Annotated in this window: 25 protein-coding genes and 1 pseudogene; 12 read left to right on the top strand and 14 right to left on the bottom strand. The window is 58.5% G+C overall.

Going from position 1 to position 25848, the window contains the following annotated elements; translation table 11 throughout:
- Positions 1 to 720: a nicotinamide riboside transporter PnuC gene (gene pnuC, locus FHW04_RS02095; RefSeq protein WP_069728042.1), complete on the top strand. Its 720-nt coding sequence runs from the start codon at positions 1 to 3 to the stop codon at positions 718 to 720.
- Here pnuC and zitB read toward each other — a convergent pair.
- The 4 genes from zitB to FHW04_RS02075 form a co-directional block, all read right to left on the bottom strand.
- Positions 717 to 1685 (bottom strand): CDF family zinc transporter ZitB, encoded by a 969-nt coding sequence (gene zitB, locus FHW04_RS02090; RefSeq protein WP_089561135.1) that lies wholly within the window; start codon positions 1683 to 1685, stop codon positions 717 to 719. The genes pnuC and zitB overlap by 4 nt on opposite strands.
- Complete coding sequence (locus tag FHW04_RS02085; RefSeq protein ID WP_179420046.1) at positions 1663 to 4737, bottom strand: hybrid sensor histidine kinase/response regulator; 3075 nt, start codon at positions 4735 to 4737, stop codon at positions 1663 to 1665. Before FHW04_RS02085 ends, zitB begins: the two co-directional genes overlap by 23 nt.
- On the bottom strand, positions 4719 to 5300 hold the full coding sequence (locus FHW04_RS02080) for a response regulator transcription factor (RefSeq protein WP_031376831.1): 582 nt from the start codon (positions 5298 to 5300) through the stop codon (positions 4719 to 4721). The genes FHW04_RS02085 and FHW04_RS02080 overlap by 19 nt, the downstream gene beginning before the upstream one ends.
- 99 nt (positions 5301 to 5399) lie before the next feature.
- Positions 5400 to 5762, bottom strand: a complete 363-nt coding sequence (locus tag FHW04_RS02075; protein ID WP_031376832.1) for a YbgS-like family protein — start codon at positions 5760 to 5762, stop codon at positions 5400 to 5402.
- 289 nt (positions 5763 to 6051) lie between these two features.
- Here FHW04_RS02075 and aroG point away from each other — a divergent pair, with 289 nt between their 5' ends.
- Positions 6052 to 7104, top strand: a complete 1053-nt coding sequence (gene aroG, locus FHW04_RS02070; protein WP_179420045.1) for a 3-deoxy-7-phosphoheptulonate synthase AroG — start codon at positions 6052 to 6054, stop codon at positions 7102 to 7104.
- Positions 7105 to 7164: 60 nt separating this feature from the next.
- Here the strand turns inward: aroG and gpmA are convergent, their stop codons facing one another.
- From gpmA to modE, 6 genes are all read right to left on the bottom strand, one after another.
- A complete protein-coding gene (gene gpmA, locus FHW04_RS02065; RefSeq protein WP_089561134.1) occupies positions 7165 to 7917 on the bottom strand; it encodes a 2,3-diphosphoglycerate-dependent phosphoglycerate mutase in 753 nt (250 codons plus the stop codon).
- Between the two features lie 151 nt (positions 7918 to 8068).
- Positions 8069 to 9103, bottom strand: coding sequence for a galactose-1-epimerase (gene galM, locus FHW04_RS02060; RefSeq protein ID WP_031376835.1), 1035 nt, complete (start codon positions 9101 to 9103; stop codon positions 8069 to 8071).
- Positions 9097 to 10245 (bottom strand): galactokinase, encoded by a 1149-nt coding sequence (gene galK / locus FHW04_RS02055; RefSeq protein ID WP_031376836.1) that lies wholly within the window; start codon positions 10243 to 10245, stop codon positions 9097 to 9099. The genes galM and galK overlap by 7 nt, the downstream gene beginning before the upstream one ends.
- On the bottom strand, positions 10245 to 11288 hold the full coding sequence (gene galT / locus FHW04_RS02050) for a galactose-1-phosphate uridylyltransferase (RefSeq protein ID WP_031376837.1): 1044 nt from the start codon (positions 11286 to 11288) through the stop codon (positions 10245 to 10247). The genes galK and galT overlap by 1 nt, the downstream gene beginning before the upstream one ends.
- Positions 11289 to 11513: 225 nt before the next feature.
- Positions 11514 to 12986 carry a molybdate ABC transporter ATP-binding protein ModF gene (gene modF / locus FHW04_RS02045; protein ID WP_089561133.1) on the bottom strand — a complete coding sequence of 491 codons (1473 nt, stop codon included), beginning with the start codon at positions 12984 to 12986 and terminating at the stop codon, positions 11514 to 11516.
- Between the two features lie 76 nt (positions 12987 to 13062).
- On the bottom strand, positions 13063 to 13845 hold the full coding sequence (gene modE, locus FHW04_RS02040) for a molybdenum-dependent transcriptional regulator (protein ID WP_069728048.1): 783 nt from the start codon (positions 13843 to 13845) through the stop codon (positions 13063 to 13065).
- Positions 13846 to 13984: 139 nt separating this feature from the next.
- Between modE and FHW04_RS02035 the strand changes: the two genes are divergently transcribed.
- The 4 genes from FHW04_RS02035 to modC all read left to right on the top strand — a co-directional run bounded on the left by FHW04_RS02035 (position 13985) and on the right by modC (position 16813).
- Positions 13985 to 14140 carry an AcrZ family multidrug efflux pump-associated protein gene (locus FHW04_RS02035; protein WP_031376840.1) on the top strand — a complete coding sequence of 52 codons (156 nt, stop codon included), beginning with the start codon at positions 13985 to 13987 and terminating at the stop codon, positions 14138 to 14140.
- A gap of 155 nt (positions 14141 to 14295) precedes the next feature.
- Positions 14296 to 15069: a molybdate ABC transporter substrate-binding protein gene (gene modA, locus FHW04_RS02030; protein WP_089561132.1), complete on the top strand. Its 774-nt coding sequence runs from the start codon at positions 14296 to 14298 to the stop codon at positions 15067 to 15069.
- Positions 15066 to 15755: a molybdate ABC transporter permease subunit gene (gene modB, locus FHW04_RS02025; protein WP_031376842.1), complete on the top strand. Its 690-nt coding sequence runs from the start codon at positions 15066 to 15068 to the stop codon at positions 15753 to 15755. The genes modA and modB overlap by 4 nt, the downstream gene beginning before the upstream one ends.
- Positions 15755 to 16813, top strand: a complete 1059-nt coding sequence (gene modC, locus FHW04_RS02020) for a molybdenum ABC transporter ATP-binding protein ModC (protein WP_031376843.1) — start codon at positions 15755 to 15757, stop codon at positions 16811 to 16813. The genes modB and modC overlap by 1 nt, the downstream gene beginning before the upstream one ends.
- A 455-nt stretch (positions 16814 to 17268) precedes the next feature.
- Here modC and FHW04_RS02015 read toward each other — a convergent pair whose 3' ends face one another.
- Positions 17269 to 17814, bottom strand: coding sequence for a hypothetical protein (locus FHW04_RS02015; RefSeq protein WP_031376844.1), 546 nt, complete (start codon positions 17812 to 17814; stop codon positions 17269 to 17271).
- Positions 17815 to 18210: 396 nt separating this feature from the next.
- Here FHW04_RS02015 and FHW04_RS02010 point away from each other — a divergent pair.
- Positions 18211 to 18303: pseudogene (locus FHW04_RS02010) on the top strand (TOBE domain-containing protein); the annotation flags it as partial.
- On the opposite strand, the gene FHW04_RS02005 reads toward FHW04_RS02010, so the two are convergent.
- Positions 18304 to 19122 (bottom strand): pyridoxal phosphatase, encoded by an 819-nt coding sequence (locus FHW04_RS02005; RefSeq protein WP_069728050.1) that lies wholly within the window; start codon positions 19120 to 19122, stop codon positions 18304 to 18306.
- Between the two features lie 151 nt (positions 19123 to 19273).
- On the opposite strand from FHW04_RS02005, the gene pgl reads away from it, so the two are divergent.
- Positions 19274 to 20269, top strand: coding sequence for a 6-phosphogluconolactonase (gene pgl, locus FHW04_RS02000; protein ID WP_031376859.1), 996 nt, complete (start codon positions 19274 to 19276; stop codon positions 20267 to 20269).
- A 42-nt stretch (positions 20270 to 20311) separates the two neighbouring features.
- On the opposite strand, the gene FHW04_RS01995 is transcribed toward pgl, so the two are convergent.
- Together FHW04_RS01995 and bioA are read right to left on the bottom strand one after the other, a co-directional pair.
- Positions 20312 to 20788: a kinase inhibitor gene (locus tag FHW04_RS01995; protein WP_031376860.1), complete on the bottom strand. Its 477-nt coding sequence runs from the start codon at positions 20786 to 20788 to the stop codon at positions 20312 to 20314.
- A gap of 75 nt (positions 20789 to 20863) precedes the next feature.
- A complete protein-coding gene (gene bioA / locus FHW04_RS01990) occupies positions 20864 to 22156 on the bottom strand; it encodes an adenosylmethionine--8-amino-7-oxononanoate transaminase (RefSeq protein ID WP_089561131.1) in 1293 nt (430 codons plus the stop codon).
- Positions 22157 to 22256: 100 nt separating this feature from the next.
- On the opposite strand from bioA, the gene bioB reads away from it, so the two are divergent.
- The 4 genes from bioB to bioD are packed head-to-tail and all read left to right on the top strand — an operon-like array spanning position 22257 to position 25846.
- Positions 22257 to 23288: a biotin synthase BioB gene (gene bioB, locus FHW04_RS01985; protein WP_031376862.1), complete on the top strand. Its 1032-nt coding sequence runs from the start codon at positions 22257 to 22259 to the stop codon at positions 23286 to 23288.
- The gene (gene bioF / locus FHW04_RS01980; RefSeq protein WP_089561130.1) at positions 23288 to 24439 is read left to right on the top strand and encodes an 8-amino-7-oxononanoate synthase; all 1152 of its coding nucleotides are present in this window, start codon (positions 23288 to 23290) and stop codon (positions 24437 to 24439) included. Before bioB ends, bioF begins: the two co-directional genes overlap by 1 nt.
- A complete protein-coding gene (gene bioC / locus FHW04_RS01975; protein WP_046288445.1) occupies positions 24423 to 25178 on the top strand; it encodes a malonyl-ACP O-methyltransferase BioC in 756 nt (251 codons plus the stop codon). Before bioF ends, bioC begins: the two co-directional genes overlap by 17 nt.
- On the top strand, positions 25175 to 25846 hold the full coding sequence (gene bioD, locus FHW04_RS01970; protein ID WP_046288444.1) for a dethiobiotin synthase: 672 nt from the start codon (positions 25175 to 25177) through the stop codon (positions 25844 to 25846). The genes bioC and bioD overlap by 4 nt, the downstream gene beginning before the upstream one ends.
- Positions 25847 to 25848 lie beyond the last annotated feature (2 nt).

Genomic DNA, 25848 nt, shown 5'->3' with positions numbered 1-25848 from the left:
ATGGATTTCTTCAGCACGCACAATATTCTGGTGCATATTCCGCTCGGTGCGGGCGGTTACGACCTCTCGTGGATTGAAGCGATTGGCACCCTGGCGGGTTTACTCTGTATCTGGCTCGCCAGCCTGGAAAAGATCGTCAATTATCCGTTTGGCCTGATTAACGTCACGCTGTTTGCGGTGATCTTCTTTCAAATCCAGCTCTATGCCAGCCTGCTGTTGCAGCTGTTCTTTTTCGTCGCCAATCTCTATGGCTGGTACGCCTGGAGTCGGCAGACGGATGACCATCAGGCGGCGCTGAAGATTCGCTGGCTGCCGTTACCCAAAGCACTGGCCTGGGCAGCCGGCTGCATCATCGCGATTGCGCTGATGACGCGCTATATCGATCCGGTGTTTGCGCTGCTGACGCGGGCGGCGGTAACGCTGATGAACGGTCTCGGACTGGCGGTGGCGATGCCAGCGCTGCAACCGGATGCGTTCCCGTTCTGGGATTCCTGCATGATGGTGCTGTCGATTGCGGCGATGATCCTGATGACGCGCAAATATGTCGAGAACTGGCTGCTGTGGGTCATCATCAACGTGATTAGCGTAATGATTTTTGCGCGTCAGGGTGTGTATGCGATGTCGCTGGAATATGTAATTCTGACGCTGATTGCGCTGAACGGTTCGCGGATGTGGATTCGCAGCGCGCGGCAACAGGGTTCCCGCGCGCTATCGTCTTAGTGAGCGTGATGCTCACCCGGCGCGTGACTGTGGTCATGATGGACGTGACTGGCCGCTGAGCCACTGTTCATGCCGAGTTCGCACTCGGCACCGGCACACGGCTGGTACTCCATCTGCACGGTGGCGTGCGCAATCTGATAGTGCTGCTGCAGATAATCATGAATACGGTGCAGCAGCGCGTCATGATCGTAAGGTGGGATCACCTGCACGTGCAGCGTCAGCAGCGGTTTCTCGCCGACCTGCCACAGATGTACATGATGCACGTTACGCACTTCGGCAATATTGAGCGTCAGATCGCGGATCAGTCGGGTGACATCCAGCGAACGCGGCGCACCTTCCAGTAACTCCTGCAGGCTTTCGCGCAACAACGCCCAGGCGCTGCGCAGCACCAGCAGCGATACCAGCAGCGACAGGATTGGGTCAATCGGCGTCCAGCCGGTCAGCATAATAATCACCGCCGCCACGATAGCACCCACCGATCCCAGCAGATCGCCCATCACATGCAGCGCCGCGGCGCGCACGTTCAGATTCTTCTCTCCGCTGCCGTGATGCAGCAACCAGAACGACAGGATATTGGCCAGCAGACCCGCGATCGCGATACCCAGCATAAGTCCGCCGGTCACCGGCTGCGGATCGGCAAAGCGACGCAGCGCCTCCCAGACGATCAACGCGGTAATCGCCAGCAGGGCCAGCGCATTGACAAACGCGGCCAGCGTGGTCAGGCGAAGCAGGCCAAAGGTATGGCGGGCATTGGGTTTGCGGCGAGCAAACTGCACTGCCAGCAGCGCCATCAGCAGCGCGGCGGCATCGGTCAGCATATGACCGGCATCGGCCAGCAGCGCCAGCGAGCCAGACAACCAGCCGCCAATCACTTCGGCGACCATAAACAGGGTGGTGACGCCAAACGCGGCCGCCAGACGGGTGCGATTACTATCCTGCCCGCTATGAGTGTGGATGTGTGCCATAAGAATCCAGTTTTTTCAGTAACCTGTTAGTCAATAATATCAGTAATCGCCACGTTTCAGACGTGTCCTGATGCTGTTTTGCCTGTTCCGCCAGCTGCTGGCTGAGCTGCGCGCCTTCCTCCAGTCCCACCAGTAACCAGCTGCCTTTCATCCGGTGAGCGGCTTCCGCTAATCCGTGCGGGTCCGACTGCTCGCGCGCCGTGGTGAGCCGCGCCAGATCCTGGCTCACCGTGTCGCGCAGCGTCTGGCTCAGGCGGCCGAGAAACTTGTCGTTGTGCTGCGCCAGCCGCAACAGATTGTCATCCAGCGCCGCCAGCGGATCGGCCTGCCACTCGGCCAGCAGCGCACTGAGGTCGGATAACTGCACCGGTTTGATCAGCACCCGCTCGCCCGCCGCCAGCGGCTGTGTCAGCAGCTGGGCGTCGGCTGAACAGAGCACCCGCATCGCCTGGCGGCCACGCTGGCGGTCACGACGGCGCAACAGCCGCAGCAGCAGCGTACCGTCAGGGCGCGGCATCATCTGATCGATAAATAACAGGTCATACGGCTGTTGCGCATCGGCCCGCAACAGATCGCGTCCCTGTTCGAAGATGTCAGCCTTGATAGCAAAGCGCGCCAGCTGCTGCTGCATCACCAGCAGATTGGTGGGATGATCATCCACAATCGCCACGCGCAGCTGAGGATAACCGGGCAGGGTGGACTCGCTGCTGTGGCTGACCGGTTCGCAGGGTTGCAGCGGCAGTGTGACGGTGACCTGAGTACCGTGGCCGGGCTGAGAGCTGAGCCGGATATCGCCTCCCATGCGCAGCACCATTTCACGGCAGATAAATAGCCCAAGACCGCTGCCCTGCACCGAAACCGATCGACCGGACGGCGCCTGATACCAGGGATCGAACAGCTTCTGCTGCTCATCGGCTGGAATACCGCTGCCGCTGTCGCTGACCGTCAGTTCCAGCTGCTGCCGGGCCGCCAGGGTCAGGCGGATCTCACCGTGGCGGGTAAACTTCAGCGCATTGGTCATCAGATTATTCACTACCTGCTGCAACCGATCAGCATCGATCAGGATCGCCTCAGGCAATGGCGTCAGTGCGTCAACCACCAGCCGCGGTCCGTCAGCGCGCATTAACGGATGGTAAAAATGCTGCTGCTGTTCGAGCCACTGCGGCAGAGCCAGCGGACGCGGTGACAGGGTGAAGCTGTTGCTCTCAATTCGCGCGTGATCCTGCAGGTCATTAAGCAGGGTCAGCAACGACTGCGCGCTGCTGTGCAGCAGCGTCAGATTCTGGCTACTGTGCTGCTGCTTTTCCAGTTCCAGCAGCCCGAGGATCGCCTGCATCGGGGTGCGCAGCTCATGGCTGACGGTCGCCAGAAACTGACTTTTCATCGCATTGGCGCGCTCCGCCTGCTCTCGCTGCTGGCGTTCACGGCGCTGCTGCCAGTAACGGCGGGCCAGTAACAGCAACAGCAAGGCGATCGCCGCCCCGGCAATCGCCAGCACCATCATCGGTAAGGAGCCCATCACCATCACGCTGCCCGGCTGCGGTGGCGTCGACCAGCTGTCCCGCATCTGGCTCTGGGTTTCTGCCGGGATCTGCTGCAGCGCCCGATCCAGCAGCGCGCGCAGCACTGGCTGGTCGGACGTGACGCCCAGCGCGATCGGCCAGGCGATATCGCTGGCGGCAAAGGCAAGATGGATACGGACGTCGTTGCGGCTGGCGATGCGCCAGCGGGCCGACAGCACATTATCGACCAGCGCATCGATTTGTCCTTTAGCCAGCGCATCGTACAGGCTGTTGCGATCGGTAAAGCGTTGCGGCTGCAGATCGTCAGGCAGCAGCCGCTGCGCCAGATCGTCCTGCAACACTCCGACGCGTTTACCGCGCAGATCGCGCCAGTGCGTCAGGGTGTCGGGCTGGATGCTGTAGATGCCCCACAGCGCGCGCCATACCGGCAGCGAGGTGCTCTGCATGGCATCACCGTTAAGCGGTTGCATCAGCTGCAGCATCGCCTGCTGCTGACCGAGCAGCGTGGCGGCCTGGCGGGGATTGCTGACCCACACCGGCTCAAATTGCAGCCCGGTACTCTGGGCAATCACTTTCAGCAGTTCCACCCCATAGCCGCGCGCCGTACCGGTGCTGTCGCGATAGCTCCACGGATAGTTATCCGGCTCGGCGGTGTAACGCACGCGCGGATGGGCAGCAATCCACGCCCGCTCATCCGGGCTGAGCATCAGGGTCTGGGTATCCTGATAGCGCGGCAGAATGCTGCTCCAGCGCGCCTGAAGAGTATTCATCAGTTCGGCAGGCAGCTGACGCAGGCTCTGATTAATCCAGCCAATCAGTTGCGGATCGCGGCTGACCGCACGCAGATTGACCTGTCCGGCTTCTATCCGCGAGGCGATCTGATAAATCTGACCCTGCTGCAGCTGGCTCAACAGAAAGCCGGCGCTGGTCTCGTCCGCCACCACATAATCGTTCTGCTGATTAAGCAGGGTGTAAAGGGCCTGCAAATCGCTGCTGTATCGCCGCCAGTGATGACGCGCCGCCAGCGCCGGCGGCAGCTGTGCCAGCGTTGTGTCACTGATCGCCAGTTGGGCATTCTGGCTGTTAAACATCACCGCACGCTGATTTTGCTGATTACGGTAGATGCGCAGCGGGCTGCTGAACCAGTTATCACTGCTGAGGATGCCGTCCGGCAAAGGGGCGGCCAGCATACCGAGGGCAAAATCGATCTGGCCGTCGTTCAGCGCCTGTAACAGATGCGCCTGATCGGCATACAGCGTCAGGCTGAACTGGGCACCGGTCAGCTGGCGCAGCGCCGAGAGATAATCGGCATTGATACCGTACAGATCGTTGCCGATGCGCATCGCCCACGGCGCGTTATTCTCTTCCAGCAGGCCGACGCGCAGCATCCGCCCCTGCATGGTTTCGGCGCGATTCACCGGCAGCATCATTGGCAGGTTAACGCTGCTGACCGGACGAACGTCTGCCCGTGCTCCGCCCCACAGCAGCAGCAAAATCAGCAACGCGTATCTCACTGCTGCGCCTTCCACAGGTCGGCCAGTTCCACCACCGAACGGGCACCGGTTTTTTCCAGAATATTCTTTTTATGGGTGCTGACGGTTTTGTTGCTGATGTGCAGTTGTTCGGCGATTTGCAGGTTCGATAAGCCGCTGGCCAGCAAGGCCAGCACCTGACGCTCTTTTTGCGTCAGCGGCAGCTCCGGGCCATCTTCAATGACGGGAAAGGCGGTATGGCCGCCCAGCACCGCCAGAATGGCGCTGAGTAACTGCTCCATCCGCTGACTTTTCACTACGTAACCTGCTGCACCCAGCGCCTGCGCGCGTCGCATGGTGTGCTGGGTTTGCTGGGCCGAGTAGATCAGCACCGGACAATCCGGCAGATGAATTTTCAGGCGACGCAGAATTTCCAGCCCGTCACCATCCGGCAGGCCAATATCCAGCACGATAATATCCAGCGGCAAGGACAGAAAGGGGCGCGCCGCTTTTTCGCTGCTGGCCGGGTAGAGCGTAATCGGAATCGGCGATTGGGTCAGTGCAGCCTCAAGGGCGACCTCGACCAGTGGATGATCATCAATCAGAAGCAATGCGGCCATGAACGTTTCCCTGTTAATTTCACCGGCTCAGCATAGCGGAAGAGAAGAGAGGAGGGGAGAAAAAGACAGGAGAGCAGGCGCTCTCCTGATCGGACGGAATTACTGCGACGTGCCGTCGGTTTTGGTATTAACGTCACCGCCACCTTCTTTAGTCTGCACTTTCTTATTAATGTTCGGGCATTTGCCGTCTTTACATTGACTATTCTGGTCAATTTCATTTGCAGACATATTACCGCTGCTGGTGTTACTGCCCGCGGCGGCCGGATTGGTGTTGGTGCCGGTATTATTAATATTGCTGTTATCCACTTTATTTGGCGGCAGGTTCTCTTTTGCACCGCCCGCCGCTGCGCCCGCATCGGCAGCCTGGTTAGCCGTACCGTTGTTGCCGCTCGCCGCCATTGCCGCGCCGCTGCTCAGTGTCATCGCTGCTGTTAAAAAGAGTAAGGCAAACTTTTTCATCATTATGCTCCCGTTAATTAATGAAGTTGCTGCTTCAAGCCCAGAGGTGCAGTTTGGATAAAAGAATCCCTGACGAAATAAAATTCGCCGGTTGGCTTAAACAGGGTGATTTAATCGGGTAAGCAGTCCATTCCTCAGTGCTTACCATTAAAAAGTCTAGACGCTTACCCGATTAATGCAAATATCACCCGCACATTTAACCCGCAGCGGGAATTTACACCCCTGACGCTTCGGGCTACATTGGTCGGGTTGTGCCCGGCGCGCGCTGGGCCAGAAATAATATGGAATCAGTATGAATTACCAGAACGATGATTTACGCATTAAAGAGATCAAAGAGCTGTTACCGCCGGTAGCACTGCTTGAAAAATTCCCGGCGACCGATCGCGCGGCAGAAACCGTTTCTCAGGCGCGTCAGGCGATTCATCAGATTTTACAGGGACAGGACGATCGTCTGCTGGTGGTGATCGGGCCGTGCTCGATTCATGACACCGAAGCAGCACAAGAGTACGCCGCTCGCCTGCTGACGCTGCGCAACGAACTGAAAGGCGAGCTGGAAATCGTGATGCGGGTCTATTTTGAAAAGCCGCGTACCACGGTGGGCTGGAAAGGGCTGATCAACGATCCCTACATGGACGGCAGCTTCCAGCTGAACGACGGACTGCGTCTGGCGCGTAAACTGCTGCTGGATATCAACGACAGCGGCTTACCGGCGGCGGGCGAGTTCCTAGATATGATCACCCCACAGTACGTGGCCGATCTGATGAGCTGGGGGGCGATTGGTGCCCGCACCACCGAGTCACAGGTTCACCGTGAGCTGGCGTCAGGCCTCTCTTGTCCGGTGGGCTTTAAAAATGGCACTGACGGCACCATCAAGGTGGCTATCGACGCCATCAACGCCGCCGGTTCACCGCACTGCTTCCTGTCGGTGACCAAATATGGCCATTCGGCGATTGTCGAAACCAGCGGTAATGCCGATTGCCACATCATTCTGCGCGGCGGCAAAGAGCCAAACTACAGTGCGCAGCACGTCAGCGAGGTCAAAACCGGTCTGGCGAAAGCCGGTCTGCCGCAGCAGGTGATGATCGACTTCAGCCACGCTAACAGCAGCAAGCAGTTCCAGAAGCAGATGCTGGTGGCGGACGATGTGGCGCAGCAGATGATCAACGGCGAGCGGGCAATTGTCGGCGTGATGATTGAGAGTCATCTGGTGGAAGGCAATCAGAGCCTCGAGAGCGGTGAGCCGCTGGTCTACGGCCAGAGCGTCACTGACGCCTGCATCGGCTGGGATGACACCGATAAAGTGTTACGCCAGTTAGCGGCAGCGGTAAAACAGCGTCGCGGCTGAAGGCAGCGCGCATAAAAAAGGCCAGACTCACGTCTGGCCTTTTTGCGTTTTAGCGCAGAATTATTTGGCTTTACCCTGGTTAGCGACGGCCGCGGCTTTCGCTGCGATCTCGTCGGCATCACCCAGGTAGTAACGTTTCAGCGGTTTGAAGTTTTCATCGAACTCATACACCAGCGGCACGCCGGTTGGGATGTTCAGTTCGAGGATCTCATCTTCGCTCAGGTTATCCAGATATTTTACCAGCGCACGCAGTGAGTTACCGTGGGCGGCGATAATCACTTTCTCACCGCTTTTGATGCGCGGCAGAATGGTGTCATTCCAGTAAGGGATCACGCGATCGATGGTCAGCGCCAGGCTCTCAGTGGTCGGCAGCTGCTCAGGGGTCAGTGACGCATAGCGTGGATCGTGGCCAGGGAAACGCTCATCAGAACGGTCCAGTTCTGGTGGAGTAACGGCAAAACCGCGACGCCACTGCTTAACCTGCTCATCACCATACTTAGCGGCGGTTTCTGCTTTATCCAGACCCTGCAGCGCACCGTAGTGACGCTCGTTCAGACGCCAGGTTTTTTCGACCGGCAGCCAGGCCTGATCCAGCTCATCCAGCACGTTCCACAGGGTGTGGATAGCACGCTTCAGTACTGAGGTGTAAGCAAAATCAAAAACAAAGCCTTCTTTCTTCAGCAGTTGACCCGCTGATTTGGCTTCGCCACGACCTTTTTCAGAAAGGTCAACATCATACCAACCGGTAAAGCGGTTTTCGTTGTTCCACTGGCTTTCGCCGTGTCGCACCAGAACCAGCTTAGTTACAGCCATAGCTTAACTCCTTAATACTGTGATGTTTCTGTGAGAATGGAAACCTGCTGCTGCCAGCCCGTTCAACGAGCCAATTGCGCCATACCATAACGGAAAAGCGGGCAGCGCGTAAGCCTGTCGGTAACGCACTGCGCGTTTTTCAGCCGGTGACTCAGCGCGGCGTGAAGCGATAACGCGTCACCGATTCCCAGCGATCTCCCGGCTGCAGCCAGCAATCGGCCTGCGGCCATTCAGCATGATTAGGCGAGTCCGGCAAAAACTCGCTCTCCAGCGCAATGCCCTGAAAAGCAGTATAGCTCTCCTGCTCACGAGCACGGGTGCCTGCCAGATAGTTAGCCGAATAGAACTGCAACGCCGGTGCCGAGGTGGTGACACTGAGCTGCAGTTTGCCATCTTCTGACCAGAGTTCTGCCGCGGGCTGACTGGCGTCCCCGGCGCTGTTCAGCAGGAACGCGTGGTCATAACCCTTCACCGCACGCTGATCGTCGTCGGCGAGGAAATCCTGCGCCACTGGTTTGGCCTGACGAAAATCGAAACTGGTGCCCGCCACCGCTTTCAGCGGCGCATTCGGAATACCCTCGCTGTCGACCGGCAGATAACTGTCGGCGTGCAGTTGTAAGCGATGCTGACGCGCGTCGCCATGATGCGCATCAAGGTTAAAGTAAGCATGGTTGGTCAGGTTGACCGGACAGGCCTGATCGCAGCGCGCTTCATACTGAATGCTCAGGCAGTTATCGTCATCCAGCTGATAGCGCAGATCGGCAATCAGGTTGCCCGGATAGCCCTGATCGCCATCGGGCGAATCCAGCCGATAGTGCACTTCGGTTTCCGACTGACTGACGATCTGCCAGCGGCGCTTATCAAAACCTTGCGGGCCACCGTGCAGCTGATGCGGGCCCTGATTAGCCGCCAGCTGCCGGTTAAGTTTATTCAGCTTCGCGCCGGCAATACGGTTGGCGTAGCGTCCGACCGTGGCACCCAGATAGGCATCCTGATGCAGGTAATCTGACGGCGTGGCGCAGCCGAGCAGCGCCTCACGCACCGTGCCATCCTGCATCGGAACACGGGCCGACAGCCAGGTTGCGCCCCAGTCCATAAATGTCACCAGCATGCCGTTCGCATTACGCAACACGGTGATGCGCCACGGCTGGCCGTCCGGCGCGTGAGAATTGACGTCGTTTAACATGGGCCGGCTCCCGCTGAGGCTTTACAGACGTAGAAGGTCTCTTTGATGCCGGTCTGCGCTTCATACTGCTCCGCCACCGCAGCTTTCACCTGATCGACCAGATCGAGCGGCATCAGCGCCACGATACAGCCGCCAAAGCCGCCGCCGGTCATGCGCACGCCGCCGCGCTCGCCGATTTGGGCTTTAACAATCTCCACCAGCGTATCGATCGGTGGAACGGTGATCTCAAAATCATCACGCATTGAGGCGTGAGATTCCGCCATCAGCTGGCCCATACGCGTCAGGTCACCGCGGGTCAGCGCTTCTGCTGCTTCCAGCGTGCGGGCATTTTCCGTCAGCACGTGACGAACGCGCTTCGCTACCTGCGGATCGAGTTGCGACTGCGCCGCCTCAAATTCAGCCAGTTCAACGTCACGCAGCGCAGGCTTGTTGAAGAAGCGCGCGCCGGTTTCACACTGCTGGCGGCGGGTGTTGTACTCGCTGCCGACCAGGGTACGGCGGAAGTTAGAGTTGATGATCACTACCGCAATGTCTTCCGGCATCGAGACCGGACGGGTACCCAGCGTGCGGCAATCGAGCAGCATGGCGTGATCTTTCTGACCGAGCGCCGAAATCAGCTGGTCCATGATGCCGCAGTTACAGCCGACGAACTGGTTCTCAGCTTCCTGACCGTTGACCGCAATTGCCGCGCCGTCCAGCGGCAGATGGTAGAGCTGCTGCACCACGGTGCCGACCGCCACTTCCAGCGAGGCAGAGGAACTCAGGCCTGCGCCCTGCGGCACATTGCCACTGATCACCATATCGATACCGCCGAAATCGGCGTGGCGCTGTTGCAGGTGTTTCACCACGCCGCGCACATAGTTGGCCCACATCGGCTGCTCAAGGCTGACGATCTCTTCATCCAGCGAGAAGCTGTCTTCGGCATTGTCGTAATCGACCGCGACTACCCGAATCTGACGATCGTCACGACGGGCGCAGGCGATTACGGTCTGATAGTCGATGGCGCACGGCAGCACAAAGCCATCGTTGTAGTCGGTATGTTCGCCAATCAGATTAACGCGACCCGGAGCCTGAATGGTGTGGGTAGGCGCATAGCCGAAGGTCTCAGAGAAGACCTGCTGCGTGATGGTTTTTAAGCTCATTATTGTGCCTCACGGAAGTGAACGTCGCTGACAGAACGCAGACGTTCCGCCGCCTGTTCCGCCGTTAAATCGCGTTGGGTTTCGGCCAGCATTTCATAGCCAACCATGAATTTACGCACCGTTGCTGAACGCAGCAGCGGCGGATAGAAGTGTGCATGCAACTGCCAGTGATCGTTGGCTTCACCGTTGAACGGCGCGCCGTGCCAGCCCATCGAGTAGGGGAAAGAGCACTGGAACAGATTGTCGTAGCGGCTGGTCAGCAGCTTGATCGCTTTCGCCAGATCGCTGCGCTGCGCCTGATTAAGATCGGTCAGGCGTTTAATATGCGCTTTGGGCAGCAGCAGGGTTTCGAACGGCCACGCCGCCCACCACGGCACCACGGCCAGCCAGTGATCGGTCTCGACCACGGTGCGACTGCCATCCTGCTGTTCACGCGCGAGATAATCGACCAGCATCGGCGAACCGTGTCGGTCAAAGTAAGCACGCTGATGGTCGTCTTCGCGCTGTGCTTCATTGGGCAGGAAGCTGTTGGCCCAAATCTGACCGTGCGGATGTGGGTTAGAACAGCCCATCGCCGCGCCTTTGTTTTCAAACACCTGCACCCACGGGTAGTGCTGACCCAGATCGGCCGTCTGCTGCTGCCAGGTGCGAACCACTTCTTCCAGCGCGCTCAGCGACATCTCCGGCAGGGTTTTACTGTGATCCGGTGAAAAGCAGATCACCCGACTGGTGCCGCGTGCGCTTTCACAGCGCATCAGCAGATCGTCGCTCTCTGGCGCGTCTGGCGTGTCGGTCATCAGCGCAGCAAAGTCATTGGTAAAGACATAAGTGCCGGTATAGTCAGGGTTTTTGTCGCCGGTAATGCGGGTATTGCCGGCACACAGGAAGCAGTCAGGGTCGTGCGCCGGTAAGGTATTAACCGCCGGCGTCTCCTGCGCGCCTTGCCATGGGCGTTTGGCACGATGAGGTGAAACTAAAATCCATTGATCAATCAGTGGATTGTAACGGCGATGCGGGTGATCGACCGGGTTAAATTTTTCCATGTTGAATCCTGGTAAGCGTCAAAAGCCAGAAAGGCATCGGTAAAAAGTAGCACATCAGCGCGCCCGAAAGCGTGATCAAGTCTGGATAAATGGTATCGTTTACACAAGCTGAATATTCTCATTTAGTGGCATTGTGTCGGTAGGGCTGGCAGAAAAGGGCGAAGGGAATGGTAGCGGTTACACCTGAAGGCAAAGCAGACGCCGGCTGACCGGCGTCTGGCGGGATTACCCGAGCTGTTGCTGCTGGTAGTGGTAACGGCCGTCGCTGGCAACAAAGCTCAGACGGTGCGTGATGCACTGCGGCGCATCCTCGGCGTGGTGCGAAACAAACAGCAGCTGAGTACGGCCTTCGCCGATCAGCACATCGACAAAGCGCCGCACCAGCTGGCGGTTGATCGGATCAAGTCCCTGCAGCGGCTCATCAAGAATCAGCAGCGTCGGGTGTTTCACCAGCGCGCGGGCAATTAACACCAGCCGCTGCTGTCCCCAGGAGAGGCTGTGGAAGGGGGCATCGGCCTGCGCAGGGGTCATGCCGAGCAGCGCCAGCCACTGCCGGGCCAGCGACTTCTGTCGGTCAGACGCTGGCTGATAGAGACCAATCGAATCGAAGAAGCCTGACAGGATCACCGTAAGCACATTGACGCTGACGCGATAGTCGAGATGCAGGCTGCTGCTGACATAGCCGATATGCTGCTTGATCTCCCAGATGGTTTCACCGCTGCCGCGCCGGCGGCCAAACAGCGTCAGATCGTTGCTGTAGCCTTGCGGATGGTCACCGGTCACCAGGCTGAGCAGGGTTGATTTGCCCGCCCCGTTCGGACCGATAATCTGCCAGTGCTCGCCGGCATTCACCTGCCAGCTAAGACCGTCGATCACCGGCCGATCGTGATAAGAGACGACGCCGTTGCGCAGTATCACGCGCGGCGCATCATCGGCCAGCGACGGCAGCTGGTCCGGCGCATCGGCTTCCGGCAGCGCCATGCCCAGCAGTTGTTCACTGTGCGCCAGCTGCGCCACCAGCGCTTCGGCTAAAATCGCCTGCCGTGGGCCAATATGGGTCAGGGTACACTCTGCCAGCACCCCGATTTGCTGAATATAGTCAGGGATATCATCAAACCGGTTGAGCACCAGCACCAGGGTAAATTCGGGCTGCTGCAGGCTGCGTAAGGTTTCGGTCAGGCTGGCGCGTGACACCACATCCAGCCCGTCAAACGGCTCATCCAGAATCAACAGATCCGGCTGCTGCATCAGCGCCTGACAGAGCAGAGTCTTGCGGCTTTCGCCGGTAGAGAGGTATTTAAAGCGGCGCGACAGCAGGTGATCGATGCCGAACTGGCTGGCCAGTTGCTCACAGCGTGCGGGCTGCTGCACCTCCGCCTGAATCACCTCTGCCACGGTCAGGCCGGTATCCTCTTCACCTTCGCTGAGCAGGTCAGTGTTGTTGCGCTGCCACTCATCGGCCACCAGCTTTTGCAACTGCTCAAGCGACAGCCGCGTCGGACGCTGAAAATCACTGCTGACCGAGCCGGCAAGCGGCGCAAGTTCGCCGGAGAGGGCGCGGGCCAGCGACGACTTGCCGCTACCGTTGGCACCGACAAAAGCCCAGCTTTCGCCACGCTGAAGCTCAACCTGATTCAGGGTCAGGACCCGGGTATCGCTAAGACGAAACGTGCCTTGCGAAATCTGCAATGAAGCCATGATCTGTTCCATTTTTTGCATCGTGTTACTGAGTTGTAACCACTGGACGCGATGAAGTCAAATCAGGCGGGGCAAATCACAATAAGGTCGCGACGATCGCCTGGTCAGCATTAAAACTGGCTATCACCGCGTCGCCCGGCTGCAGCGCCTGCTGGTGTATCGCGTCGTTGCTCAGGGTGGCGCACAGGGTTTCACCGCTGGGCAACTGCATTAACAGTTCGCTGAACGTCTCGCCGGGTTCTATCGCGCTGACGGTGGCGGCCAGCTGATTATCGTGGTCTGCGGCGTCACGGCGCACCTGAATCCATGGCGCTTTGATTAACACCAGCACCTCTTTGCCGGCGGCCAGCTGCAGCCGATCGGCGCTGCGCTGCGTCAGCGCGACCTTAAGCTGGGTCACCCCGTCAGCCAGTAGCACCTGCAGGTGTTGCAGTACCGGCTGCGAATCGTTACTGATCACCGTACCAAACAGCTGGTTGCGGGCGCTGGTCTGTAAAGAAAAGCGGGCGATGGCGGCCAGCAGGCTGTCGAGCGGCAGAGCGTCCTGCTGCAGCGCATCAAACGCTTTTTGCTGGATCTGCTCCATCAGGTGAAACAGCTGAATCAGTCGCTCGCCGTATCGCGTCAGGGTGGCACCGCCGCCGCCTTTGCCGCCGGTCGCGCGCGCCACCAGCGTCTCATCAGCCAGCTGGTTCATCTCATTGATCGCATCCCAGGCGCTTTTGTAACTGATGCCCGCCAGCTTTGCGCCCTGACTGATAGAGCCGGTTTGCTGTACCCGTTTCAGCAGTTCGATACGACGTGGATCGGCAAACAGTTTTTGCTGTAAACGAATATGGAGGGAAAGTTCGGCTTGCATGGCGACTCCGGCAAAGGGTTAAGGCGTATCTGCGCGATGATAGCGGCGTTTCGGGGCCAAAGTAAAAGCACGAAAAGGGCTGCGCAAATTTTTGCTGACCCGTTACAATCACTTTTTTGTTCACAGAGTGAGACGCTCCATGCTGGAATTACTTAAAAGCCTCGCCGTGGCTATCATTATGGTCCCTATCGTGATGGCAATCATGCTGGGTCTGATCTATGGCCTGGGTGAAGTCTTTAACGTCATCTCAAAATTTGGCCATCGCGAAAAATCGTCAGCCCGTTCGCATAACTAATCCCCCCGACCACGCTCGCTAATCAGGCGGGCGTGGTGCTTTCTGCCGCTGCGCAAACTTCTGCTCATCCTTCTGCTAAAACTGCCGATAATTTTCTGACACTGCCGGAAAGGGCGTTGTATCATTCGCTACACAACGAATAACCGGAGAACATCATGTCTTTAACACACTATCGCTGGGGAATAGCTGCGCTGGTCACAGCTTCCCTGGCAGGCCAGGCGGTGGCAGCGGATAAAATTACGGTCTTTGCGGCGGCGTCACTGACCAACGCTCTGCAGGAAATCGGCAGCCGTTATCAGCATGAAAAAGGGGTGACGGTAGTCGCTTCGTTCGCTTCTTCCTCGACGCTGGCACGGCAGATTGAGCAGGGCGCACCGGCCGACCTGTTTATCTCCGCCGATCAGCAGTGGATGGATGAGGCGGTGGCGAAAAAAAGCGTCATCGACCGCAGCCGTTATACCCTGCTGGGTAACGATTTGGTGCTGGTCGCGCCGCGCAGCGCATCGGCAAAGCGGGTCGAACTGAACCCGCAGACTGACTGGAAAACGCTGCTGCACGGTGAACGTCTGGCGGTTGGCGATCCGGATCACGTCCCGGCCGGCATTTACGCCAAAGAGGCGCTACAGAAGCTGGGCGCCTGGCAGACGGTTGAACCGTCGCTGGCTCCGGCAAATAATGTGCGGGCCGCGCTGGCGCTGGTGGAGCGCAACGAAACGCCGTATGGCATTGTTTACGGTTCAGATGCGGTCGCCAGTGAGCGGGTGCAGGTGGTGGGACGGTTCCCGGCCTCCAGCCACAAACCGGTGGAATATCCGATGGCGATCGTTAAAGATCGTGATAATGCCGCCGTTAACGCTTTTTATGATTACCTGAAAGGGCCGCAAGCGGCGGTCGTGTTTAAACATTACGGATTCACACCAACCAAATGATACTCAGCGATCCCGAATGGCAGGCGGTTCTGCTTAGCCTGAAAGTCTCTGGCATTGCCGTAGCTGGCAGTCTGCCTTTCGGCATCCTGATGGCCTGGATTCTGGTGCGCTGCCGCTTTCCTGGCAAAGCGCTGCTCGACAGCCTGATTCATCTGCCGCTGGTGCTGCCGCCGGTGGTGGTCGGCTATCTGCTGCTGATCGGCCTGGGACGGCGCGGCATCATCGGTGAAAAACTCTACGACTGGTTCGGCTTCAGCTTCGCTTTTAGCTGGCGCGGCGCGGCGCTGGCGTCGGCGGTGATCGCGTTTCCGCTGATGGTGCGAGCCATCCGGCTGGCGCTGGAGGCGGTTGATATCCGGCTGGAACAGGCCGCCCGCACTCTGGGGGCGGGTCGCTGGCGGGTATTCTTCACCATTACGCTGCCGCTGACTCTGCCGGGCGTGATCGTCGGTACCGTGCTGGCCTTCGCCCGCTCGCTGGGGGAGTTCGGTGCCACCATTACCTTTGTTTCTAATATTCCCGGCGAGACGCGCACCATTCCGCTGGCAATGTACAGCCTGATTGAAACGCCCGGTGCGGAAGGCGCAGCCGCCCGGCTGTGTGTGATTGCCATTGTGCTGGCGCTGGCGTCGCTGCTGGCGTCAGAATGGCTGGCCCGTCTCGGTCGTAAGCGAATGGGGGCCTGATGCTGTCACTCAATTTTGTCCAGCAACAGGGCGATCATCAGCTGGCGATCGACCTGCAGATACCGGCCAAAGGGATCACCGCTATTTTCGGCGTCTCCGGTGCCGGTAAAACCTCGCTGATCAACGCCATCAGTGGACTGACGCAGCCACAGCGTGGCCGGATTCAGTTGCACGATCGTCTGCTGTTTGACGCAGAGCAGCAGATTTCCCTGCCGCCGGAAAAGCGTCGGATTGGCTATGTCTTTCAGGATGCCCGGCTGTTCCCGCACTATCGGGTGCGCGGCAACCTGCAATATGGCATGGCGCCTGAGATGAAAACCCAGTTCGATACCCTGGTCTCCCTGCTGGGTCTTGAAGGATTGTTGTCGCGTTTTCCGCTGTCGCTGTCGGGCGGGGAAAAGCAGCGGGTGGCCATTGGCCGGGCATTACTGACCGCGCCGGATATGCTGTTGCTGGATGAGCCGCTGGCCTCGCTGGATTTACCGCGCAAACGCGAGCTGATGCCTTACCTGCAAAAGCTGGCGAAGCAGGTGGATATCCCGATGCTCTATGTTTCGCACAGCCTCGAGGAGATCCTGCATCTGGCGGATAACGTGCTGGTGCTGGATAGCGGTAAAGTCAAAGCGTTTGGTCCGCTGGAGCGGGTCTGGAGCAGCAGCGCGATGCGGCCATGGCTGCCGGTCAGTGAGCTGAGCAGCGTGCTGCGGGTACAGGTGCTGGAGCAGCATCCCGACTATCCAATGACCGCGCTGTCGCTGGGTGACCAGCACATCTGGGTCAGCCGGGTTAATCAGCCGCTTAAAACGCCACTGCGGATCCGTATTGCTTCGGCCGATGTCTCGCTGGCGCTGCAACCGCCGCACAACACCTCTATCCGCAATATCCTGCCTGCGCAGGTGGTGGAGCTGGTGGAGGTCGGGGATCAGGTGGAAGTGAAGCTACGCATCGGCATCAGTGAACTGTGGGCGCGCATTACGCCGTGGGCGCGTGATGAGCTGGGCATTCGACCGGACCAGTGGCTCTATGCCCAGATTAAAAGCGTCTCGGTCACGCCCTGATGACTAAAGGTCCTGATAATGCGTTATTTTTTAATGAAATTATTTAATGGGTCTCTTTTTTTCTGCCTTGTTTCGAATGTTTTATTGAGTAGGCTTCTGACACCTCTGAACAGAGAGCGTGGGTTCTTGCTTTCGTCACTGGTTGTCGTGAAGAGAAGAAGTGGAAAGCCGACATCAATAATCTGATGAGTATTGATATTCAATTCCCTGTCAGGAAGGGTGATATCTCCCGGAAGTTTAAGCAAAATTAAAATGTGAAGCCTGTTGGTGGCCCTGAACCGTTACCAGAGGGATTCTGCAACACTTTCTGTGGTTCAGGGCAACGCCCTATAAAATGGCTTTCACCGTGCTTCTGTTTGGCTGGCCTTGATGACATCACTATGCATCAATCAAAGAAGCGTTTGATTCGGGTGGCAGAGCAGCGTGGTCAATAGCGCTATATGTTCCAGAATCGGCTATAACTTCAATCCATGTTCTTTGCAGTATTTAACACTATATACTTCTGATAAAAGATTTTCGACTTCAGGTACGGTCAGTGCAAATACGGCATCACGGAAGAAATATCCAAAATGACGCACGACTAAAAATACTGGCTCTTGTGTTTTCAGATCATTCTCTTCACCGTATTCCAGAATATCGTTGTAACGTCCACCAATGACCTTTTGCTTTGTTTCCTGACGCTGAATAAAGGGTTGTTTAGACCACTCCAGAAATTCATAAAAGGGGGCGGTGTTTTCCGTGATTCGACTATCTGTATAGATAAAGGGAAGCGCAACATAGTCGTAGCCCAGATCAACGACAAATTGTACAAAGGAGAGGTCGTCCGGAACTTTCATGGGGTAAACTTTAGGTGCGTAGGGAGCAACGATTGAGCCATCCAGGAAAGAATAATAATGCACATCACTGGCATAGCGGGTTAAATGACCAACCTGTAACGATGTACAACCCGTGAGCATCAATGATAATAAAAGCAGAGCCTTGTTAAATATTTTTTTAAACATATCTCATACCTACAGATAAATAAGGGTTATCGGCAGGTGAAAGATAAGCTTTAGCGTTGTTTGATTGAAAATGGTGAGCGGCCTGATATCAAATAGCTTTATATCACTCTTATGGCAGCACTGTTTTTTTGATATCTTTTTCGTCATCAATGCTGGAGTCAGCTTTAATGATTGTTTATGTCATATTGGTTTATATCAATGCCAGGTTTTGAAAAGTTAAGAATGAATAATAAAGTGCAGCGCTCATTTTATAAAAGATTAAAAAAGGCTTTGATGTATACAGACCCTCCTCAGAGTCATGTTGCGTTATCTATTGTTTTATCCCTGCGTTAAAATTTGCTTTTTGCTTCTCAACGCATTAAATGAAACAGACCCTCTTCATCGGGTCAATGCCGGGCGCGCATTACGCCGTGGGCGCGTGATGAACTGGGCATTCGGCCGGATCAGTGGCTCTATGCCCAGATTAAAAGCGTCTCGGTCACGCCCTGATTACAGCACGTACTGATAGAGCGTCTCAGCAATGCCGGTTTCGAGGTTGGTGCCGATCACTTTTTTGGCGCGCGCTTTAATCGCCTCATCGGCATTGCCCATCGCCACACCCAGACCGGCGGTTTCCAGCATGCTGAGGTCGTTGTAGTTATCCCCGAATGCGATCACATCTGACATGCTCAGTCCCAGCGAGTCGACCCACTGCGCCAGCCGCTTGCCTTTGCTGTTGCCGCCTTTAGCGATATCGACCTGATCGTGCCACGACCATTCGCAGGCCAGGCCCAGTTCCGCCTCGACCCGGCTGGCAAACTGCTGCAACTCAGGAATGTTGGGATGCGACAGGGCGAATTTCCAGATGGCGCCCGCTTCGCGCGCTGCGTCGGCTAAATCAGGCACCTGTCTGAACAGCGGACGCTGGTGCGGTGGCAGCGATTCGGCCCAGTTGAGGGTGCGGGTAACATGGCCGGTCGGGGTCTGATACAGCATGGCATCATCGACATACAGCAGCCCATGAATCCCCTGCTGATCCAGCATCTCAATCACCTTCAGCGCCAGTTGGCTATCAAGCGGATCGGCCGCCAGCACCTTTTTGTTCTGATAATCATACAAATAGGTACCGTTACAGCAGATAGCTGGCGTATCGAGTTCTAACGCCTGATAAAAAGGATGGATGGCGCAGTGATGGCGTCCGGTCACGATAGCGACGTGAATGCCCGCCTGACGCGCCTTCTTCAGCGCCTCGACCGACTGCGGCAGAATGGTTTTTGCGGGTGTTAACAGCGTGCCGTCGAGATCGAGGGCAATGACACGGTAGCTCATTAATCCTTCCGTTGGGGTAGGTTAGCGAAGCCTCAAGTCTACACCTGACTGCCCTTGTGAGACAAAAAACCGGGCACAAATGATTCCAGCATGGCTAAAACGCGCTACAGTGACTCACAGATCATCATCAGGCAGCCAAAAAGGAGAATGCATGAAACAAGTTGTCTACACCGCCAGTCCCGAGAGCCAGCAGATCCATGTCTGGCAGATGAATGAAGAGGGTGCGCTGACGTTGCTTCAGGTGACCGATGTCGCTGGCCAGGTTCAGCCAATGGTGGTGAGTCCGAACCGCGATTTTCTCTATGTCGGCGTGCGCCCCAATTTTCGCGTGCTGGCGTTTCGCATCGCGGCTGATGGCACCCTGACCGAAGCCGGACAGGCGCCGCTGCCCGGCAGCCCGACCCATATCTCCACCGATCGCAGCGGTAAATTCCTGTTCTGCGGCTCCTACAATGACGCCTGCGTCAGCGTCAGCCCGATTGGTGAGGATGGCGTGCCACAGGCACCGCTGCAGGTGATCCACGGGCTGGAAGGGTGCCACTCAGCCAATATTGATAACCACAATCAGACGCTCTACGTGCCGGCCCTGAAGCAGGACCGCATTTGCCTGTTTGCGCTGGGCGATGATGGCCAGCTGACGCCGCGTCCGCAGGCGCAGGTCACCACCGTCGAAGGCGCCGGTCCGCGCCACATGCAGTTCCATCCGAACGGTCGTTACGCCTACTGTGTGAATGAACTCGACAGCACGGTCGACGTCTGGGCGTTAAATGAGGGCAACGTGGCAAGCGTGCAGACGCTGGATATGATGCCACCTGATTTCAGCGGTACCCGCTGGGCAGCAGATATTCATCTGACGCCGGATGGCCGTTTCCTCTACGCCTGTGACCGCACCAGCAGCACGCTGGCGGTGTTCAGCGTCAGCGAACAGGGTGACCAGCTGACTCTGCAAGGTTTCCAGCCGACCGAGACCCAGCCGCGCGGCTTTAATATCGATCACAGCGGGCAGTATCTGGTGGCGGCGGGGCAGAAGTCTCATCACATCGAGGTCTATCGCATTACGGAACCGCAAGGGCTGTTACAACCGCTGGGACGTTATGCGGTTGGACAGGGACCGATGTGGGTTGTTGTGCATCAGCTGCAGGCATAACGCAGTTTCGCACGCCTCCCCGGACGGGGAGGCGTGGCGGGATTACTGATAGTTCACGGTCAGTGACGCGCTCGCCAGCGCGTGAAAATGGACGTTAAAGCCAACCATTGCGCCACTCGCGCCCTCATCCACCTCAATCTTTTCCACATCCAGCGCATGCACGGTGAAAATGTAGCGATGGGTTTCGCCCTGCGGCGGTGCCGCGCCGCCATAGCCAGCCTGACCAAAATCAGTGCGGGTCTGTAGCGCTCCTGATGGCAGTTCGGCTTTGCCGGAACCCGCGCCCTGCGGCAGAGAGGTAGTGCTGGCCGGAATATTGGCAACCAGCCAGTGCCACCAGCCGGAGCCGGTTGGCGCGTCGGGATCGTAGCAGGTCACCACAAAACTTTTGGTGCCTTCCGGGGCCGCTTCCCAGGCCAGATGGGGAGAGATGTTCTCGCCCTGATAGCCCATGCCGTTGAAAACATGCTTCTCAGGCATCTTATCGCCGTCGTTAAAATCCTGACTATAAACGCGCATTGCCTCTCCTCACGTGTCGATGAATAGCCTGTCATCATAACCAAACGCGCAGGCAGTTCCAGCGCTTAGCCCGCTTCAGTCGGCAAAATGTGAAGAATGCTCAAGCGCTGCCCCAATCGCCTGCACCAGTTTGCTCAGCGCCTGCGGCGTGATGATGTACGGCGGCATCAGATAGATCAGCCGGCCAAACGGGCGGATCCACACGCCCTGCTCGACGAAGAACTGCTGCAGCGCCGCCATGTTGACCGCCTGATGGGTCTCGACCACGCCAATCGCGCCCAGCACCCGCACATCCGCTACCTGCGGCGCACTGCGCAGCGGCAACAGCTCCGCCCGCAACTGCTGTTCGATAGCGGCCACCTGACCTTGCCACTCGCCTTCAGCCAGCATCGTCAGACTTTCGACCGCCACCGCGCAGGCCAGCGGATTGCCCATAAAGGTCGGGCCGTGCATAAAACAGCCGGCCGGACTGCGGCTGATGGTGTCCGCCACCTCACGGGTGGTCAGGGTGGCCGCCAGCGTCAGGGTCCCGCCGGTCAGCGCTTTGCCAACGCACATAATATCGGGCGTGATAGCGGCATGTTCACAGGCAAACAGTTTGCCGGTGCGGCCAAAGCCGCTGGCGATCTCATCGGCAATCAGTAACAGGCCGTAGCGATCGCACGCTTCACGCACCCGCTGCAGATAGCGCGGATGGTAGAAACGCATCCCGCCTGCGCCCTGAACTATTGGCTCCAGAATCACCGCGGCCAGCTGCTGATGATGTTGCTCCAGCAGGCGGGCAAAATCGTCGAAGTCGCGCTCATCCCATCGGTCGTCAAAACCACAGGCCGGAGCCTCGGCAAAGTGATGTTCAGGCAGGTAACCGCGCCACAGGCTGTGCATCGAATTATCCGGATCGCACACCGACATCGCCGCAAACGTATCGCCGTGATAGCCGCGCTTCAGCGTCAGGAATTGCTGACGGACCTCTCCGCGCCCCAGCCAGTATTGCAGCGCCATCTTCATCGACACTTCCACTGCGACCGAGCCGGAATCGGCGAGGAATACGCACTCCAGCGCCGCGGGCGTCATGGTCAGTAGCTGACGGCAGAGCGCCACGGCAGCGGGATGGGTTATGCCGCCAAACATCACGTGGGACATCTGCGTCATCTGCTGGGTCAACGCCCGGTTCAGTCGCGGATGGTTATAGCCGTGGATCGCCGCCCACCACGAGGACATGCCGTCGACCAGCTCACGGCCATCGGCCAGTTGCAGCTGGAAACCGTGTGCGGCAACCACCGGGTAACAGGGCAGGGGGTCCTGCATTGAGGTGTAGGGATGCCAGATGTGCTGGCGATCAAAGCGGGCGTCTTCAGGCGTGAACATGGGCATCGTAAACCGGAGTTGTAAACCAAAATAAAAAAATATAGTTTACAAGTATAACCACGTTAATCGTCGGGATGACACCCTTTTTTTGGAGCACGCAATGGCACAACGCTGGACAGTCGCACAGGCACAGGCCCTGTTTGATCAACCTTTTCTTGAACTGATGTTTGAAGCGCAGCGGGTGCACCGTCAGCACTTCGATCCGCGCCAGGTGCAGGTCAGCACCCTGTTGTCGATCAAAACCGGTGCCTGCCCGGAAGACTGCAAATACTGCCCGCAGAGTGCGCGCTACAAAACCGGTCTGGAATCGGAACGTCTGATGGAGGTCGAAGAGGTACTGGCCTCGGCCCGGCAGGCCAAAGCGGCCGGATCGAGTCGTTTCTGCATGGGCGCCGCCTGGAAAAACCCGCATGACCGCGACATGCCTTACCTGGAAAAAATGGTTGAAGGGGTCAAGGCGATGGGGATGGAAACCTGTATGACGCTGGGTACGCTTAGCGACCAGCAGGCGCAGCGACTGGCTGGCGCGGGCCTCGATTTTTATAACCACAACCTCGATACCTCGCCGGAATTTTACGGCAGTATCATCACCACCCGCAGCTATCAGGAACGGCTTGATACGCTGGGCAAAGTGCGTGACGCCGGCATTAAAGTCTGCTCTGGCGGCATTGTCGGACTGGGGGAAACGGTCAACGATCGCGCCGGCCTGCTGGTGCAGTTAGCCAATCTGCCGACGCCGCCGGAAAGCGTGCCGATCAACATGCTGGTGAAGGTCAAAGGGACGCCGCTGGCGGATAACGATGACGTGGAGCCGTTCGATTTTATCCGCACCATCGCGGTGGCGCGCATCATGATGCCGACCTCGCACGTCCGGCTGTCGGCGGGCCGTGAGCAGATGAGCGAGCAGACCCAGGCGATGTGCTTTATGGCCGGTGCTAACTCGATTTTCTACGGCTGCAAACTGCTGACTACGCCGAACCCGGAAGAGGATAAAGATCGGGTGCTGTTCCGTAAGCTGGGCCTGAATCCGCAGCACAGCCATACCGACCACGGCGATCAGCAACAGCAGCAGCAGCTCAGCGAGCAGCTGATGCACGCTGACACTGAACAGTTCTATAACGCGGCGCTGTAATGAGCTGGCAGCAACGACTGCAGCAGGCGCTCGTGCAGCGGCGGGCGGCCGATGGCTGGCGGCAGCGACCGGTGATCGATCACCAGACCACCCGCACGTTGCAGAGTGGCGGACGGACCTATCGCCATTTTTCCAGCAACGACTACCTCGGTTTAACGCAGCATCCGGCGGTGATTGCCGGCTGGCAGCGCGGCGCAGAGCAGGCGGGAGCCGGGGCCGGTGCATCCGGTCACGTCACCGGTTATCACCGGCAGCATGCGGAGCTGGAAGCGCAGCTGGCTGACTGGCTCGGCTATGACCGGGCGCTGCTGTTTATCTCTGGTTTTGCGGCGAACCAGGCGGTGATCCATCTGCTGGCAGAGGCTGACGATCGCATCCTGGCGGATAAGTTAACCCACGCTTCGCTGCTGGATGCCGCCAGCCACAGTCCGGCGCAGCTGCGCCGTTTCACGCACAACAGTCCGGCGAGTCTGGCGGCGCGGCTGTCCTCGCCCTGCAGCGGTGAAACGCTGGTGGTAACCGAAGGCATTTTCAGCATGGATGGCGACAGTGCGCCGCTGGCGGCGATAGCGACCCAGACCCGGCAGGCCGGGGCCTGGCTGCTGGTAGACGATGCGCACGGTATCGGCGTGGTGGGCGAGCAGGGGCGCGGCAGTTGCTGGCAGCAGGGAATCAAGCCTGAGTTGCTGGTGGTCACCTTTGGCAAAGCCTTTGGCGTCAGCGGAGCCGCGCTGCTGTGCGACGCACAAACCGCCGACTATTTCCTGCAGTTCAGCCGTCATCTGATCTACTCGACCGCCATGCCCGCCGCCCAGGCGTCGGCGCTGCAGGCGTCCCTCGGCCAGGTCCGGCAGGGCGATGAGTTGCGTCAGCGGTTGCAGCAAAATATTCAGCGCTTCCGGCGCGGCGCGGCCACGCTGCCCTGGCAACTGATGGATTCCGCCAGCGCGATTCAGCCATTAATTGTTGGCGGCAATGCGGAAGCGATGGCGCTCTCAGCCCGGCTGGCGGACGCTGGCTGCTGGGTCAGTGCGATCCGGCCGCCAACCGTCCCGCCAGGCACCGCCCGGCTGCGTATTACCCTGACGGCGGCGCATCAGCCGGACGACATCGACATTCTGCTGGAGGCGCTGCATGACGCTGCAGGTTGATAAGCGCGCCGTGGCGCGGGCCTTTGGCCGGGCGGCCGGGCATTATGATGCACATGCTGCCCTGCAGCGGCTGAGCGGTGACGCGCTGCTGGCTCGCGCCCCCGCGCACAGTGGTCCGCAGCTGCTCGATGCCGGTTGCGGCACCGGCTGGTACAGCAAGCAATGGCGGGCGCGTGGTAAGCAGGTGACGGCACTGGATCTTTCACCGCAGATGCTGCAACAGGCGCGCGCCAATGATGCGGCGCAGCACTACCTGGCCGGGGATATCGATGCTCTGCCGCTGGCGGATGCCGGTTTTGATCTGGTATGGAGCAACCTAGCGGTGCAGTGGAGCGACGATCTGTCGCAGGCGCTGAGCCAGTTCAGACGGGTGCTGCGTCCCGACGGCACGCTGCTGTTCTCGACCCTGAGCGCCGGTTCATTGCAGGAAGTGCATCAGGCCTGGTCGTATCTTGACGAACATCCTCACGCCAACCGGTTTCTCAGCGAACAGCAGATCGCGTCAGCCTGCGCAGCCCACCGGCTGAGCTGTGAGTCAGCGCTGATTACCCTGCATTTTCCCGATGCGCTCAGCGCTATGCGTTCCCTGAAAGGGATTGGCGCCACCCATCTGCATCAGGGGCGTGACGGTCCGCTGCTGACCCGGCAACGGCTGGCACAGCTGGAAGCGCACTGGCCGCGCGATCGGCACGGTTTCCGCCTCAGTTATCATTTAATCTATGGAGTAAGTTCATCATGAAGCGCTGGTTTATCACCGGCACCGACACCGAAGTCGGTAAAACGGTCGCCAGTGGCGCGCTGTTACAGGCGGCCCGGGCCGCGGGTTATCGCTGCGCCGGCTACAAGCCTGTCGCCTCCGGCTGTGAGATGACAGCGCAGGGGCTACGCAACAGTGACGCGCTGGCGCTGCAGCGTTACAGCAGCGTGCCGTTAGACTATCAGCAGGTCAATCCGCTGGCGTTCCTCGAACCCACGTCGCCGCACATCGTCAGTGCCGAAGAGGGCAGGCCGATCACTTCGCTGACCATGTCATCGGGACTGGCGGCGCTGGAGCCGCTGGCTGACTGGATTCTGGTCGAAGGGGCGGGCGGCTGGTACACCCCGTTATCCGCCACGCACACCTACGCCGACTGGGTCAGCAGTGAACAGCTGCCGGTCATTTTAGTGGTTGGCGTCAAGCTGGGCTGCATCAATCACGCCATGCTGACCGCGGATGCGGTACGGGCGCGTGGGCTGCGACTGGCTGGCTGGATCGCCAACACCGTGGTGCCGCCCGGTAACCGTTATCAGGAATATCTCACCAGCCTGCAGCAGCGACTGCCCGCGCCCTGTCTCGGCACCATTCCGTATCTGACCGAAGCGGCGCAGCAGGACAGCTGCGGCCAGTATCTGACCTTACCGGACTAACA

This window comes from Pantoea sp. AN62 (assembly GCF_050432985.1).
Taxonomy (GTDB): Bacteria; Pseudomonadota; Gammaproteobacteria; order Enterobacterales; family Enterobacteriaceae; genus Pantoea; species Pantoea brenneri.
Note: the sequence above shows the minus strand (reverse complement) of the source record. Positions and strands in the feature narration are given on the sequence as shown.

What these genes read in the sequence shown, in the direction of transcription:
- modC (WP_031376843.1), top strand. Translation starts at nt 15,755, where the DNA reads ATGCTGTCACTCAATTTTGTCCAGCAACAGGGCGATCATCAGCTGGCG.
- galK (WP_031376836.1), bottom strand. Translation starts at nt 10,245, where the DNA reads ATGAGCTTAAAAACCATCACGCAGCAGGTCTTCTCTGAGACCTTCGGC.
- FHW04_RS02005 (WP_069728050.1), bottom strand. Translation starts at nt 19,122, where the DNA reads ATGAGCTACCGTGTCATTGCCCTCGATCTCGACGGCACGCTGTTAACA.
- galT (WP_031376837.1), bottom strand. Translation starts at nt 11,288, where the DNA reads ATGGAAAAATTTAACCCGGTCGATCACCCGCATCGCCGTTACAATCCA.
- modA (WP_089561132.1), top strand. Translation starts at nt 14,296, where the DNA reads ATGTCTTTAACACACTATCGCTGGGGAATAGCTGCGCTGGTCACAGCT.
- FHW04_RS01995 (WP_031376860.1), bottom strand. Translation starts at nt 20,788, where the DNA reads ATGCGCGTTTATAGTCAGGATTTTAACGACGGCGATAAGATGCCTGAG.
- modB (WP_031376842.1), top strand. Translation starts at nt 15,066, where the DNA reads ATGATACTCAGCGATCCCGAATGGCAGGCGGTTCTGCTTAGCCTGAAA.
- FHW04_RS02080 (WP_031376831.1), bottom strand. Translation starts at nt 5,300, where the DNA reads ATGGCCGCATTGCTTCTGATTGATGATCATCCACTGGTCGAGGTCGCC.
- FHW04_RS02035 (WP_031376840.1), top strand. Translation starts at nt 13,985, where the DNA reads ATGCTGGAATTACTTAAAAGCCTCGCCGTGGCTATCATTATGGTCCCT.
- modF (WP_089561133.1), bottom strand. Translation starts at nt 12,986, where the DNA reads ATGGCTTCATTGCAGATTTCGCAAGGCACGTTTCGTCTTAGCGATACC.
- bioD (WP_046288444.1), top strand. Translation starts at nt 25,175, where the DNA reads ATGAAGCGCTGGTTTATCACCGGCACCGACACCGAAGTCGGTAAAACG.
- bioF (WP_089561130.1), top strand. Translation starts at nt 23,288, where the DNA reads ATGAGCTGGCAGCAACGACTGCAGCAGGCGCTCGTGCAGCGGCGGGCG.
- bioB (WP_031376862.1), top strand. Translation starts at nt 22,257, where the DNA reads ATGGCACAACGCTGGACAGTCGCACAGGCACAGGCCCTGTTTGATCAA.
- pgl (WP_031376859.1), top strand. Translation starts at nt 19,274, where the DNA reads ATGAAACAAGTTGTCTACACCGCCAGTCCCGAGAGCCAGCAGATCCAT.
- galM (WP_031376835.1), bottom strand. Translation starts at nt 9,103, where the DNA reads ATGTTAAACGACGTCAATTCTCACGCGCCGGACGGCCAGCCGTGGCGC.
- FHW04_RS02015 (WP_031376844.1), bottom strand. Translation starts at nt 17,814, where the DNA reads ATGTTTAAAAAAATATTTAACAAGGCTCTGCTTTTATTATCATTGATG.
- zitB (WP_089561135.1), bottom strand. Translation starts at nt 1,685, where the DNA reads ATGGCACACATCCACACTCATAGCGGGCAGGATAGTAATCGCACCCGT.
- modE (WP_069728048.1), bottom strand. Translation starts at nt 13,845, where the DNA reads ATGCAAGCCGAACTTTCCCTCCATATTCGTTTACAGCAAAAACTGTTT.
- pnuC (WP_069728042.1), top strand. Translation starts at nt 1, where the DNA reads ATGGATTTCTTCAGCACGCACAATATTCTGGTGCATATTCCGCTCGGT.
- gpmA (WP_089561134.1), bottom strand. Translation starts at nt 7,917, where the DNA reads ATGGCTGTAACTAAGCTGGTTCTGGTGCGACACGGCGAAAGCCAGTGG.
- bioC (WP_046288445.1), top strand. Translation starts at nt 24,423, where the DNA reads ATGACGCTGCAGGTTGATAAGCGCGCCGTGGCGCGGGCCTTTGGCCGG.
- bioA (WP_089561131.1), bottom strand. Translation starts at nt 22,156, where the DNA reads ATGTTCACGCCTGAAGACGCCCGCTTTGATCGCCAGCACATCTGGCAT.
- FHW04_RS02075 (WP_031376832.1), bottom strand. Translation starts at nt 5,762, where the DNA reads ATGATGAAAAAGTTTGCCTTACTCTTTTTAACAGCAGCGATGACACTG.
- aroG (WP_179420045.1), top strand. Translation starts at nt 6,052, where the DNA reads ATGAATTACCAGAACGATGATTTACGCATTAAAGAGATCAAAGAGCTG.